The organism is Furfurilactobacillus milii (genome assembly GCF_009864005.1).
GTDB classification, from domain to species: Bacteria; Bacillota; Bacilli; order Lactobacillales; family Lactobacillaceae; genus Furfurilactobacillus; species Furfurilactobacillus rossiae_B.
Genome location: NZ_WEZQ01000011.1, coordinates 95,740 through 109,407 on the forward strand (window position 1 = coordinate 95,740; position 13,668 = coordinate 109,407).

The window sequence follows — 13,668 nt, forward strand, 5'->3', positions numbered from 1 at the left end:
CTGTTTTGATGCAAGGTGTGAGAGAAAGGGCGTCAACATTGAAACGAAGCAGTGAAAGTGGTGTTAATTCGAGTGGGCTTCTCGAATTTACAGCACGGACGGTCGCCAAGACTCGCGGTTCTCAGAGGCTTGGCGGCGAGGTGAAAGACGGTGCACTTCCGGCTTGAACCGGTCCCACAGCGAAGTTTCAATGTTGTCAACCGGTAGCGTAAGCCCATCACCGAAAAGTCAAATTAGCAATAGTTCATAGAAAGAAGGTTAATTAACCTTGAAAATTATCCGCGCCAACATAAAACACTTTGCCTGGGGGATCTTCTGGGCCGTTTTTTCGGCGGCCGTAATGGCTGCCGCCAGTTTGTGGCAACCCAAATTGCTGCAAAACGTGATCAATGCCATCATCGCCAACAACAATCATAAAATACTAACGATCGGGATCACATTAATTGTCATCGCGCTCGTTGGTTTGATCGCCGGTGTGTTGAACACCATCTTCTCCGCTAAAGTAGCCATGGGAATGGCCGCATCGATTCGGGAAATGGCCTATCGCAAAATTCAGGCATTTTCTTTCAGTAACATCGAACATTTTTCAGCCGGTAGTTTAGTTGTCCGGTTAACTAATGACATCAATCAGGTTCAGAACCTGATTATGACGGTCCTTCAAGCCCTGATTCGAGTTCCCATCATGTTTGTCGGTGCGCTGATTCTCGCACTGAACACGCTGCCTCAACTTTGGTGGATCATCGTGATCCAAATCGTGCTTGTTATGCTTGTTGTTCTTAGTACGTTTGGTCGGATGGGACGCCGCTTTGGGTTAATGCAGACCCTGATTGACCGCGTTAACGAGCTGGCTAAGGAAAACTTAACTGGAGTCCGCGTAGTTAAGTCATTCAATCAAGAAAATAATGAACAAAAGCGATTCAATACTGTCTCCGACAAACTGAATGACCAAAATATTGGCGTCGGTATTCTCTTTTCATTAATGATTCCCGCCTTTATGTTGATCGGAAACATGGCAGTGGTTGCCGCCATCTACTTCACTGGCGACATTGCCCAAACGCATCCAGGTGCCGTTGCCGCCATTGCGTCATTTATTAATTATCTGATGCAAATTATGTTTGCCATTATTAATGGTGGTATGATGCTCACCTTCTCTGCTCGTGCAATGGTGTCCTTAAACCGGTTAAACGAAATCATGAACACTGAGCCAGACATCGTTTACAAGAAGGATGTGCCGGAGCAAGACTTAACCGGATCCGTTAAATTTGATCACGTCTCCTTCACTTATGATGGTGATGATCAACCAACCCTGTCAGACATTTCGTTTGACGTTAAACCCGGCGAAATGATCGGCATCGTTGGTGCTACTGGGGCTGGTAAATCCACTCTAGCTCAGCTCATTCCCCGTTTGTTTGACCCGCAAAGCGGTACGGTTAGTGTTGGCGGCGTTAACTTGAAAGACGTCAACGAACGTTCACTACGTAAAACAGTCGCCTTTGTACTGCAACGAGCCATCCTGTTTTCCGGTACCGTTGCTCATAACCTTCAGCAAGGTCTTAAAAACGCATCAATTGCTGATATGGATCGGGCCAGCAAGATTTCGCAAGCTGCTGAGTTCATTGACCGTTTGCCCAATCGCTATGATGCTAATATCGAGGAACGTTCCAGCAACTTTTCTGGTGGTCAAAAGCAACGATTATCCATTACGCGAGGCGTGATTGGCCGGCCCAAGATTTTGATCCTGGATGACTCCACTTCTGCGCTAGATGCCGAGTCAGAAAAGCTAGTTCAGGAAGCTTTGAACCATGAACTAAAAGGCACAACTACGTTTGTCATTGCAGAAAAAATTTCATCCGTAATCAACGCTAATCGCATTTTAGTCCTCGATAACGGGAAACTCGTTGGCGAAGGTACCCATCAAGAATTAGTCGCCAATAACCATTTCTATCAAGAAATTTATGAGACCCAAAAGGGAAAGGGGGAAGCCTAATGTCAGACGTTGGTCGCTCCATGCGTTTCTTCTATCATTATCTGAAACATTATAAGATTAGTTTTACGATTGTTATTATTGCTATCATCGTCTCTACCTACTTCCAGGTTAAAGCTCCCATTTACCTAGGAAAGGCAGTCACCTCGTTGGCTAAATATGTATTTGGCCTGATGCACGGCGTCAGCAATAAAGGTGATTTTGTTCATTTTGTTTGGCTGCTTGGCCTGTTCTATTTCATCGGCGTCCTAGGAACATTTGTCATGAACATCGCAATCACCTACATTACAGGCTACTCAACGAATCGCATGCGCCGTGGTTTATTTGGCAAACTACAACGGATGACAATCCGGTTCTTCGATTCCCATCAAGACGGTGACATTCTCAGCCGTTTCACCAGTGATTTGGATAATATCTCCAATGCCCTCAACGAAGCTCTAGGGGAAATCATGGCCAACATCGCGTTGATGATTGGGATTTTGATTATTGTGTTCCAACAAAACGCGCAAATGGCATGGGTTACCATCGCTTCAGCTCCCATTGCTATCGTTCTAGCTACCTTTTTAATCAACCGTACCCGCAAGTATACCGATATTCAGCAAGATGAAGTCGGCAAACTGAACGGGTATATCAATGAACAAATTGCCGGTCAAAAGGTCAACATTACTAACGGTTTGCAACAGGATTCCATCGACGGTTTTCTGCCTCACAACGAAAACGTTCGTAAGGCCACAACACGGGCGCAAACCTACTCAGGAATGCTCTTTCCACTGATGCAAGGCATGTCGTTGGTCAACACGGCGATTGTTATCTTCGCCGGTAGTTGGATAGCAATGAACTCAGGCATGAGCCGTGCCGCTGCCCTTGGTTTGGTCGTTGTCTTCGTCCAATATTCGCAGCAGTTCTATCAACCTATCACCCAAATTTCAACACTATACAGCATGTTCCAATTGGCTGTTACTGGTGCCCGACGCTTGAACCAGATGTTTGATGAACCGGAAGAAATCAGACCAGAAAAAGGCACCATTATTCCTGCTGGCTCCACCAGGGCCTCGCTAAACGATGTGCACTTCAGTTACGATAAAGGCCGTGAAATCCTGCACGGCGTTTCCATTGACGTTGAACCAGGTAAAATGGTCGCTCTTGTTGGTCCTACCGGTTCTGGGAAAACAACGGTTATGAACCTCTTGAACCGTTTTTACGATGTCGATTCGGGGACTGTTTCCATTGATAATAAGGATGTGCGTCAGGTCGACATGACAAACCTGCGTGACCACGTCGGAATCGTCTTACAGGATAGTGTCCTCTTCTCTGGCACCATTGCATTTAATATTAAGTATGGAAAACCTGATGCCACTGATGAAGAGATGATTGCAGCTGCTAAGCAAGCCAACATTCACGATTTCATTATGTCGCTAGACGATGGTTACGATACCAAGGTCACGGACGAAAATTCCGTCTTCTCGACTGGGCAAAAACAATTGCTCAGTATCGCTCGGACCATCCTCACTAACCCATCATTATTGATCCTTGACGAGGCGACTTCAAACGTTGATACCGTCACTGAAGCGCGCATCCAAAAAGCAATGGATGCCGTGGTTCAAGGCCGCACCAGCTTTGTTATCGCTCACCGTTTGAAAACCATTCTTAACGCCGATAAGATCGTCGTACTGAAAGATGGCAATGTGATTGAGCAAGGAACTCATCAGCAATTGCTTGATGAACACGGGTTCTATTCGGAGTTGTATCATAACCAGTTTGTGTTTGAATAAGATATGTGCAAAAAAAGTGACTTCCATTTGCAAAATAATGGAAGCCATTTTTAACGTTCATGCTCAAATTCACTTAAAATTAAAATTGTCGTTTCAATCAATTTCCTCGTTATCGAGCACACGTTTCACCTGAGCTTTCGTGTAATATGAGTTAACAAAATGATAAATAGTGTGAAAAGGAGTTTTATCATAATTATTAAATTTATCCACTTCATAAAACCCTGCATCGTAATATACGCTTTTGTTCTCGGTTACACGAAACATTGGTAACTTTCGCAGGGGAAGTACACTTGTTGATTTAGTTTGTAAATCAAAGCCTGGGGTGCCTGTGTAGTTAAATCCAACAATTTTAAATTTATGTGTATTGACAGAATTCCTAACCTTTGACCAATCCGTTGCATCAGACAGTTCTGGCAGACTACTTTTTGGATAATCTAAATAAAAATTGGCACCATAATTTGAGACTCCGTATATTACTATATAGGTATACAGCAACTTTGTATTTTTCTTTACATCTGCTGCTTTATAGAGTTCTCGCCTTGGCAAATTTTCTTTCTTCTGATTTTGATTATTAATTGACCAAGTTGAATAAAAATTATAGAAAATACCGACAAGCACTAGAACAAGCAATGCATAAAATGAAATGTTGACTAACCTTCTGTTTCGTACACTTTCTTTCACAAGTTAACGCTCCAATCAAAAGTATAATTTCTTCCACATAGTCAAAATCAACTACCCTTGCCCCACATCCACAGAAACATCTTCTGGAAACAGACAAGGACCAATATAATTTGAATCTTTTTCATGCTTCAATATAAACCACATTTTGTCTACTTTTGGCTTTGCCTTTTGATATTGGAAGTACAGATTCCCACTAACATGAGATCCCTGCTCTAAATTGTCAACAGATATAGAATCTGTTCTTTCGTCGTCAGGGGTGCTTTGAGTCGTACTTGACGATCCATAAAAATTTTGGGACAAATATTGGCTATATTCTTCTTGATTCATTAACTCAAAATCAGACGCGACAAACTGAAAATCGCGATTACTATCATTGATGATAGTAAAATTGACAACTCCATAATTGCGTACGTGTTTAACTCCATCAGCATCTTTGTCAGTAAAGCTCTTGACTTTAAAGTTATTAACTCTTAACTTCACATTCCGAGATTCGGCAACTTCCCTAAGCTTGAAAGTTTGTCTTCTTGGTGGCATGGCCAACAAGGCACTATTAACTGGGTGATTATTGTTTGTTTTCTTCAATTTACTTTTCAACGGTGGTGTTGAAAAAAATAATACGATTACCAGAAAAACTAACACTAGAATTCTTAATACCAATGGGCCTTTTTTCATAATTCACATTCCTTTGTTTAAAACCTGAATACTGATATCGCTATTTCTGTTATCAGAGTCATTTGAACTTTCGTGTGCATTAGATTCATTTTCAGAATAACTGCCCTGACCACCAAAGCATTTGGTTAAGCTTCCTTGGCCATTCAAGTCATCTTGAGATAGAGCTTTACAATCACTTTCTCGTGCCACTGCCGTCAAGTAAGACCCTAAATCCTATCCCTCACACATCCGAATTGTCACTAGGCCATCCGGATTTCTAGTGAAGGCAGCTACTGTAACCACACCGTATTTATTACAATTATCAACATGAATGAACTAATCGCTGTTTGTTCTATTGGCGCCGTTATCCATATCACCTAAGAAAGTTCAAAAGTGTTAATTATCAGCATCATCATTATCACTGTTAGAGTTAGCTTGATTCTGATTGTTTTGCTGTTGATCGAAATCATCAGAACTACTGTCATCCGTATTATCATCTGAACTACTTTGGTTATCGTCACTGGAATCATCGTCTTGATCATCCGAGCTGCTTTGATTATCATCACTCGAATCGCCTTCCTGTCCAATAGGATAATTAAGAGCGTCATCACTACTCTTTCCGCCAAAATAATCAGTTAGACTGCCTTGAATGCCGAGATCTTCTTGTGATAACACTTTATAGTCACTTTCTCGAACAGTTGCTTTTAGATATGGATTTAAGTCGAACCCATTGCACATTATCATTGTCACTGTATCATCTGCGTTCTGAGTGAGAACAACCCCTGATCTGGCACCAGCACCACTACGATTGTCGCCACTGATAAACCAATCATTGGCGGGGACTACAGCACCTCTATCAGGTTCAATAAACGTATCAATATCGGGATCACTCCCCTTAATAGCTTCAGTCCCAAATATAACGTATTTTTCTCCGACTATAGAAGCCCCTTCAGGTGAGCTCGAATCAACTTTTTCTAAAAAATCAGCGGCTGTTTTACCACTCCATGTTTGTGTTTCAGAGCTACTAGAAGTGTCACTACCGTTCTTGGCCTTATTGACTGATTCTTTTGTTGAGATTTCGATACTATCGGCAACGCTCGTCATTTCAGCACTCGTTAAAGTTTTATTCAAATACCTTATCACGTCAGCCAACGAAACCTTTAAAAGGGCTTTATCTTGGGTATCATAGTACGTTACTTGATCATGATTACTGCCCAATAATATGTAATAACTGAATTTTGATAGCTTATCGGAATTCGTATAATACTTTGCTGTTGTTGAATTTACACTTTCTACTGCCAGATTAAAGCCTTTTTCAAAGTTGGTTTCATCCTTCGATGACAGCTTTCCTTTTTGGTTCTTCTGAATATGTGTGTCTCCATACAGCGTGATAGCAGTCGCAGACATCTTTGGATGCTGCTTCAAGTCATCAACGGTGAAATTACTCTTGTTCTCAACCGTCGAGTTTGAAACCTTTTCTGTTCTCTTTGATTCTTTAACGTCAGTGTTTTTATTACTCTTAGAATGGGAAGATGCACACCCAGTAAGAGTCAACGTAAACACCATTACAGATACTAAAATACAAATTCTATTAAATTTAACTGTTCGATTAAGACTCAAAGTTCTCATTCTTCAGACTCTTTCTAAATCAATTTCTAACTCATTAAAATCGATCGTAATATTCAAACTGTATAAATGAGCAGTATTTCACATTTATTATTATTTCTTGGCAATTTTCAGATACCGTATAAAATTTTAAAATCGCGGTATTTTGCTTACCACACCATTATGAAAGATTATAGAAAAGCCACCTTTTGAAAATTTGATTTGCTGGTGAGTATCTATACCCCTTCCATATGTCCACGTGTCAGTTCTGTTATTGTCCGCCTTTATAATAGTTTCTACTTCACTTGGGCTGCCAAGCTTATTCTGAACTTGTAAAATAGATTCTCCTTTCTTTATTGATTTAAAATCATTGAAACTAATAATGTGATGCAGTGCTCCATACCCAGCATTTGCATCCCTACTGTAAATTTCCATATAGTTCGCTCGATTCTTAGCAAATGAGACATTTACAAATTCAGTTTTATCATTATTTTCCCATGAAGCATTGTCGCCCTCTACCAGATCATTTTCCAAACGGACATTTCTTTGCCCGAAAAGTTCTTTTATTTCTTGAAAACTGGAACCATTTTGCCCAATTTTTATTAAGTTGGTTGCCTGTCTCGTTATTGCTTGTGGTTTCCAAGTAATATCATCAATTTGTTTTTGCTGTTCATCGCTATATTTTTGCCAGCGACTTGTTTCTTGCCCTGTTATGACAAGTAGGCTGATAAGAAAAACTAATATCATGGTTAGTCCTATTACTGTTAGCACAAAAGTAGATTTCTTTATTTGGAAATATTTTCCTTTTTTCTGAGTCATAATTAGTCCTTTTTGGAGCAATTTTAATCAAGACTGTCAATTCAAAAAAATTCCTAAATCTAGTTGTCAAGAGCAGTTCGAATATGAACACTTTTCAAGACAGACTTCCCTCCTGCTGCGTTAATAAAATTCACAACTTCAGGCAAATGCACAGTTAGCACTGCGGATGATGGCCCTGACCCACCTGGATGAATCTCTGAGTAATACATAAACTCATAATTATTTTCTTGCTCTTGCAACGGCAAATTTGAGCCGTCATCAGGTTCATAACTTTTAGTAGTGGCATACAACCCATCAGGTGTTTCTTTGTCCGGTTTATACATCTCACCCGATTGCATATTTGGGGCTGCTAAAAAACTATATAACGACCCCATTGAACTTTTGAGTGCCGCCCATTCTGGATTAGCATTGGGATTATTTATTCCATAGTAGACCATCGCTTTAGCGTCAAGATTGGGATCAAGCTTACCGCTTTCAGGATATACTTCGTCCATCGTCAAAACATTTGAACTATCCTTTTTAGTAGTTGCACTTTGGGAGTTGTTTCTTGAACCAATACTAATTTTTCCAACTGTGCTCGTCATTTCGTCACGCGTCAGTGTCTTATTCAGATAACTTACCACGTCTGACAGTGCCACCTTTAACAGCACTTTATCTTCCGTATCGTAATAAGCAACCTGATCATGTTTACTGCCCAATAAGCTGTAATAACTGAATTTTGATAGCTTATCAGAATTCGTCTAATACTTTGCTGTTGTCGAATTTACACTTTCTATCGCAAGGCTAAATCCCTTTTCGAAATTGTCTTTATACGTCGATGACAGTTGATCTTTACGACTATTTTTGACATGCGTATCTCCGTACAACGTGATAGCAGTCGCGGACATTTTCGGATGCTGCTTCAAGTCGTCAACAGTGAAATTACTCTTGTTCTTAACTGGCGCTGTTGAAACCTTTTCTGTTCTTTTTAGCTCTTTAACGACACTCTTTTTATTACCTGAAGAACTGGAAGATGCACACCCAGTGAGTGCCAGCGTAAGCACCATTGCAGCTCCTAAAACACAAATTCTATTAAATTTAACTGTTCGATTAAGGTTCAAAGTTTTCACCCTCCAGACACTTTCTAAATCTGTCTCTAAGTGCTTAAAAATCAACGCAACAAATATTCAATTTTTTATTAGTTATCAGAGCCATCATCGTTGTCATTAGAATTGACGTCATTTTGATTGTTGTTCTGATCGTCAGAATTACTGGAATCATTACTGGTGTCACTGCTTACATCGCTATCGCTTGTGTCATCATCAGAACCATCATCGTTGTTCGTGTCACTTTCACTTGTATTACTATCATCAGAACTGTCATCATCACTAGAACTTTGAACGGCGGGAGATACCATATGGTAGTCAACAGAATTGAGTGCGTTTTTACCACCGTTAGCATTTATAAAGTCAATGACATCTTGAAGTTTTATTGAGTACTCATTTTCTTCATCAATTGGATTTCCACCATCATCAAATTTATCGACTGAATAAGTGACACCGGTATGACGTTCTTGAGTGCTTTCGTCCGCATTCAAATCCTCTCCCGGTAATACAGTTCTTACCGTGGGTAATGGAATATTTGAGCTACCGCTGTATTCACCACTACCCGCCATCCATGTTGGGTGTGCTCCCATAATGCCAGTAGTCCATATTCCTCCGGCGGAATTTAATGACGTTTTCATGTCATGCCATTGTGAGCTTGTGTTCGGATTATTTACGCCATAAAACAGCAACGCTCGCAACAATATATCAATTTTTCCAGATCCAAATATATCGTCCATATTAAGAGGAGTAGCTACTGTTTTTTGACTGTCTGTCGAGCTTTGTGAACTACTGCAAACATTATTACTCGAAGAGTTACTATTGCTTTGCTGAACTATACTTGATGATTTTTTTGTTTTAAGGCTCTTTGATACGCGCACACTGCCTGAAGAAGCATGTTGCTTCTTTGAAGTATTACTTGCACAGCTTACTAAAAGTAAAACAAGGATAGAAGTTAAAATTAAACTCCCAACTTTTTTATCAAAAATGAGTGAATATTTCTCATTTTGTATTCTCCAAATTCATTACATTAATTATTTACTTGTCAATGGCTTAACCACAGCATTACTTAAAATAGCTTGGATTGCCGGGTCATGTGTATACGTCCAATTATTATCAGCAATAGTCATTGCAACAGACTTTGACCTCCCACCTGGTCGAGCAAAGTCTACAGTAATTACATCGTTTTCATTATTAAGATTGTATTCACGAATATGTTCTAACATTGCTTTCAGAAAAAGATTTTGTCGCTCATAAATCGGTTTCAATATTTTAGTGTTCAAACGGGAACCTCTAAAAGATCGATATGGAAATGCTTGGAGAAGCATAACATCGCTCAAACGCGTTACATGTTCCCTTTTTAAAAACGAAACATCTCCATCCATAAATTGAATCAAATCGTCATCTAAGTATTTCTGCCAGTAATTATCCCAAGTCACTGAATTTCTTTGAAATCTAAGAACGTTTTTCGCCCTATAATTTCCGATTCCAGAATAATAAGGATCTACGAGTAAAGTCAGTGGCTTAAAAGCAATGTATGAGTTAAATGAAAATTTAAGTTGCAAAAGTGGATAGACTACAAACAAATAAAAATTTTGAATATTAATATATTTCTGGCTGTCTGATGCTGATTTCCCCCGCTGACTCAAAAGAATATTGCTAAGATCTCTTTCTAATCCTTTTAAGTATTCAACTGCCTTTTTAGGATCTTGAAGAATACAGAGCTCTTCGATAACCTTAGCCATGGTCCTAGGTCTTCCTTGTTGCATAAAATCATGCTTATTGTTTGAATGCATTGCAAGTTCAAAAGCATTCCCTTGGATAGTGGTATGAGCAATTTGATTTGACTGAGTATAAAATGGTCTCTCACTCTTTTTATCAAAAGAATATTCGTCTGCCGCCGTACCCATATTTTTCATAATGACTAAAACTTTGGCAGTTAATATGCTGCCAGAAATATCATTTGGAATTCCCCATGGGTTAATTCGAGTTAAATCCTGTTGCTCTTGTGAATTATATTGACGGATTAATTCAAAATCCTTGCTTCCAAAATAGAATCCCAAATTTTTATTACCACGAAGACCAAATTGTGCGTCATCCATCACAATCGTCTGCCATGCATCGTTTATTTTTTTATTTAAATCTTTACGAGCCTTACTAATTTTCAACGGTCAATACCTCCGTAATGAATTCAGTAGTCAAAAAATTAGAATCTTTCGTCCTTTTGTTTAGCTTTTTCATAACCTGCGCGTCTTTGCTTAGAAGTTTCAACTGCATCCATTCGTCCTTCATAACGGCGTTTTCCAATGTATTCATTGCGCTTTTCCTCTCGCCATTCTGCAAATGCAGATTCTAAAAATAAGCAAAGTAAAGCCGTAATAATAGCAATAATCCAGTGACTAGTTACTAAAAACCACAGAAATATTCCAACCTCAAATAACACTCGTATTTTGAATAGAAAATAGGCTGCGCCAATTGCAAGCAAAATCACTACAATATTGACCATATAAGTTTTCCTCCTAAGGAATAGTTAGATTACGACTCCTTAATTGTCCGTATCGTTATCATTATCATCATTCGTATCTACACTGTTTTGATCAGAATCATTCGACGAGTCACTATCATCGGCGTTGCTTTCGTCAGAATCGGCGCTATCAGTCGAATCAGAGTCACTGTCATCATTGCTGTCAGAGCCGGAATCACTACTATCAGATGCACCATTGCCATCCATAAAATTATCTGAGTCTTGATCCTCTGAAACCGTTGTCAATGTGTAATCAATATTTGCTAGATTTTTACGTCCCCCAGCATTATTAGCAAAACTGACAATGTCATCATATGAGGCAAAATAAGGTGCACTGCCCATTGTAAAGAACTCTATGCCATCCTTATTTGTTGAGGAATCATGAGTTATAGCAAATTCTGGCCACCGAAAGCTGGGACCAGCCCCGCCCATTTGACTGCTTGTCAAAATAAAGTGTTTAGGGTCAGAGCCGTTAACTTGTTCTACTGACAAGGGCACTTCATTCCCACCCGAACCAAAGCCTTTCCATATGCCACTAGCGTCAGAATTTTGACCTCCGTAATAGATAATTGCTTTTAAGGCATCGGAATCGGCTGTGATGTTCGTATTGAAATCACTATTTGTTAAAAGATTTGAATCGACGTTAGTGTTCTTATTCGTAGTTTCTTTCTTGCCTCCCACAATGTTTTTTGGTGAGTCTTTATATCCTTCTTTACCATCTACACGAACATTTTTTGACAATTTCGAGATTTTTCTGGTTGAAACATGAGCATTTAAGTAGTGAACAATGCTACTCATTTGGGTCGGGGAAAACTCTGATCCTTTTTTCCCTTTGAAAATTGCTTTATTTTGGTTTGAACCTGTCAGAACAAATCCGATACTTTCTTCTGTGTTTCCGTTATCAAATTCATAAATGCCATCTCCAAAATCAGTTTTCTTCCAATTTGAAATGCTAGAGAATTGATTTTCTGCGTCACCCCATTCGGGCACCTTCAGTGAAAGCGCCGCATATTCCGTAACTGCTGCGACCATCAAACTGTTATTTTTCTTCAATTTATCAACGGTTAACGTTCTGCGATTTTCTTGCGCATGTTTAACATCCTCTTGATGTTTCACAAACAAGAAAATCGAGCCAAGAACCGCAACCGAGATGGCTAAAAGCAACAAAAATTTATAAACCGGATGCTTTCTAGACTTTTTAGATTGATTGGAACCATCTCTCGAATCTTCAAAACGAAAATCTTTACTTTGAGCTTCTGTATATTCATCAAATGTTGGTTGGCGATGGTTGTGCTCTTCAAACCATTTCTTCCATTGCTCGGATTTTGACATTTTGTCCTACTTTCTAAGTGACTTAGTAATTAGCCCAATGCTGGTTAATACCATGACGACGACAGCCCCAATTAATATCCAGAAACCGGGTCCAAAGTAGTTTGAGGCTTGCTCTGTGATTTTCTGTGCAACTTCACTTTCCGAAATTGCATTCGTAATTTTCACGGCAACTGTTCCTAAAAATGCCGCCTCCACAAAGGCTGATAATGCAGCAATCACCTTAGCTACTCGACTTGGCAAAATAGCAAACAGAATGAAAACAATCGGACAAATTGTGAGTATTGCAATGGACACCGTAAAATCACTCGTATCTATGTAACTGCTTAAACCAAACTTATTGACGAAGTCTCCAGGCGCATTTAAGACGTCAGATAGTGTCGTCGCGTAGTTCCCCAAAATCGGAATATTAACTTGAATGAAGTTGAACACATAAACACTTGCCAATGCTAGGCCACCAGCAATAATCGCAAATATTTCCGCAGCTCCGAAGCCGACTTTTTGTCGAGGTTGGGGTGTCGTTTCTTTAATTTCCGAATCTTGCAATGTATCCTGCGCCGGAGTTTCTTGACGAGGAGCTGCTGCTGCTCTTTCAGGTGCCTGTGCCTCCTCTCTACGCGGTATGTCTGGCTGTCGGGGTATACGTTCCGCCATTTCGTTGGCCACATTTTTAAACATTGATCGAACGCGCGCCCCATCAAGTTGCATTTCAGTGAGTCGTTTTTCAAGTTTGGCATCCCACTCGAAGCGTTCACGCCTACTCAACAATGGATAAAGATACGTAAAACCCAAAATGATTAATAATGCCCAAAAGCGGAACATTGGCAGTGCTTCTAACAACGATGTCGGTAAAATAAGGAAAAATAGTGCAAGGATTGCAAACGTAATGCCGCTATTCTTAATAAACTTCAAAATCAATATCCAATGTTCGCGCGTCGGCGTTAAGCGATTCAGTAGGTCGACATGTTCAGTGTCTTTTTCATACTTATCAAGTTTTTTCTGTAAACGTTCAATTTCAGCTTGATTTTCCCGATTATCGGATTCTTCAACATCAGATTTACCTTCTGAATTCTCTACTGACGCATCAGAATTCTCTTTTTGATTCATTGCAGCAGATTTCTTCAAAAACTCGAGTTCATCATCGTCTGGTTTCCGACCATTAATCAATTCAAAATAATCACTTAGCTCCTGAGTGTTGTCTTTATTCATAGTGCCCTCCCA

The 13,668-nt window shown here is 39.8% G+C and carries 13 protein-coding genes; 2 read left to right on the forward strand and 11 right to left on the reverse strand.

Going from position 1 to position 13,668, the window contains the following annotated elements; translation table 11 throughout:
• Positions 1 to 268: 268 nt before the first annotated feature.
• Positions 269 to 1,987 carry an ABC transporter ATP-binding protein gene (locus GB993_RS06965; protein ID WP_161003657.1) on the forward strand — a complete coding sequence of 573 codons (1,719 nt, stop codon included), beginning with the start codon at positions 269 to 271 and terminating at the stop codon, positions 1,985 to 1,987.
• Positions 1,987 to 3,756, forward strand: coding sequence for an ABC transporter ATP-binding protein (locus tag GB993_RS06970; protein WP_161003658.1), 1,770 nt, complete (start codon positions 1,987 to 1,989; stop codon positions 3,754 to 3,756). Before GB993_RS06965 ends, GB993_RS06970 begins: the two co-directional genes overlap by 1 nt.
• A 93-nt stretch (positions 3,757 to 3,849) precedes the next feature.
• Here GB993_RS06970 and GB993_RS06975 read toward each other — a convergent pair whose 3' ends face one another.
• From GB993_RS06975 to GB993_RS07025, 11 genes are all read right to left on the reverse strand, one after another.
• Positions 3,850 to 4,437: a hypothetical protein gene (locus GB993_RS06975; protein WP_161003659.1), complete on the reverse strand. Its 588-nt coding sequence runs from the start codon at positions 4,435 to 4,437 to the stop codon at positions 3,850 to 3,852.
• 51 nt (positions 4,438 to 4,488) lie between these two features.
• The gene (locus GB993_RS06980; protein WP_161003660.1) at positions 4,489 to 5,109 is read right to left on the reverse strand and encodes a DUF4352 domain-containing protein; all 621 of its coding nucleotides are present in this window, start codon (positions 5,107 to 5,109) and stop codon (positions 4,489 to 4,491) included.
• A gap of 375 nt (positions 5,110 to 5,484) precedes the next feature.
• Entirely contained in the window at positions 5,485 to 6,717 is a 1,233-nt protein-coding gene (locus tag GB993_RS06985; protein WP_161003661.1) for a hypothetical protein, read from the reverse strand.
• Between the two features lie 126 nt (positions 6,718 to 6,843).
• The gene (locus GB993_RS06990) at positions 6,844 to 7,512 is read right to left on the reverse strand and encodes a DUF3862 domain-containing protein (RefSeq protein ID WP_161003662.1); all 669 of its coding nucleotides are present in this window, start codon (positions 7,510 to 7,512) and stop codon (positions 6,844 to 6,846) included.
• Between the two features lie 59 nt (positions 7,513 to 7,571).
• On the reverse strand, positions 7,572 to 8,210 hold the full coding sequence (locus GB993_RS06995) for a hypothetical protein (RefSeq protein WP_161003663.1): 639 nt from the start codon (positions 8,208 to 8,210) through the stop codon (positions 7,572 to 7,574).
• A gap of 42 nt (positions 8,211 to 8,252) precedes the next feature.
• On the reverse strand, positions 8,253 to 8,612 hold the full coding sequence (locus tag GB993_RS07000; RefSeq protein ID WP_161003664.1) for a hypothetical protein: 360 nt from the start codon (positions 8,610 to 8,612) through the stop codon (positions 8,253 to 8,255).
• A gap of 77 nt (positions 8,613 to 8,689) precedes the next feature.
• A complete protein-coding gene (locus GB993_RS07005; protein ID WP_161003665.1) occupies positions 8,690 to 9,235 on the reverse strand; it encodes a hypothetical protein in 546 nt (181 codons plus the stop codon).
• A gap of 393 nt (positions 9,236 to 9,628) precedes the next feature.
• Positions 9,629 to 10,762 (reverse strand): hypothetical protein, encoded by a 1,134-nt coding sequence (locus GB993_RS07010; RefSeq protein WP_161003666.1) that lies wholly within the window; start codon positions 10,760 to 10,762, stop codon positions 9,629 to 9,631.
• Between the two features lie 38 nt (positions 10,763 to 10,800).
• On the reverse strand, positions 10,801 to 11,100 hold the full coding sequence (locus tag GB993_RS07015; protein ID WP_161003667.1) for a hypothetical protein: 300 nt from the start codon (positions 11,098 to 11,100) through the stop codon (positions 10,801 to 10,803).
• A gap of 39 nt (positions 11,101 to 11,139) precedes the next feature.
• A complete protein-coding gene (locus tag GB993_RS07020) occupies positions 11,140 to 12,450 on the reverse strand; it encodes a hypothetical protein (RefSeq protein ID WP_161003668.1) in 1,311 nt (436 codons plus the stop codon).
• Between the two features lie 6 nt (positions 12,451 to 12,456).
• Positions 12,457 to 13,656 (reverse strand): hypothetical protein, encoded by a 1,200-nt coding sequence (locus GB993_RS07025; protein ID WP_161003669.1) that lies wholly within the window; start codon positions 13,654 to 13,656, stop codon positions 12,457 to 12,459.
• Between the last annotated feature and the right edge of the window lie 12 nt (positions 13,657 to 13,668).

Bases quoted from the DNA above. Each gene is read 5' to 3' on its own strand.
- GB993_RS06970 (WP_161003658.1), top strand. From the start codon at position 1,987: ATGTCAGACGTTGGTCGCTCCATGCGTTTCTTCTATCATTATCTGAAA.
- GB993_RS06980 (WP_161003660.1), bottom strand. From the start codon at position 5,109: ATGAAAAAAGGCCCATTGGTATTAAGAATTCTAGTGTTAGTTTTTCTG.
- GB993_RS06985 (WP_161003661.1), bottom strand. From the start codon at position 6,717: ATGAGAACTTTGAGTCTTAATCGAACAGTTAAATTTAATAGAATTTGT.
- GB993_RS06990 (WP_161003662.1), bottom strand. From the start codon at position 7,512: ATGACTCAGAAAAAAGGAAAATATTTCCAAATAAAGAAATCTACTTTT.
- GB993_RS07005 (WP_161003665.1), bottom strand. From the start codon at position 9,235: ATGAAAACGTCATTAAATTCCGCCGGAGGAATATGGACTACTGGCATT.
- GB993_RS07015 (WP_161003667.1), bottom strand. From the start codon at position 11,100: ATGGTCAATATTGTAGTGATTTTGCTTGCAATTGGCGCAGCCTATTTT.
- GB993_RS07020 (WP_161003668.1), bottom strand. From the start codon at position 12,450: ATGTCAAAATCCGAGCAATGGAAGAAATGGTTTGAAGAGCACAACCAT.
- GB993_RS07025 (WP_161003669.1), bottom strand. From the start codon at position 13,656: ATGAATAAAGACAACACTCAGGAGCTAAGTGATTATTTTGAATTGATT.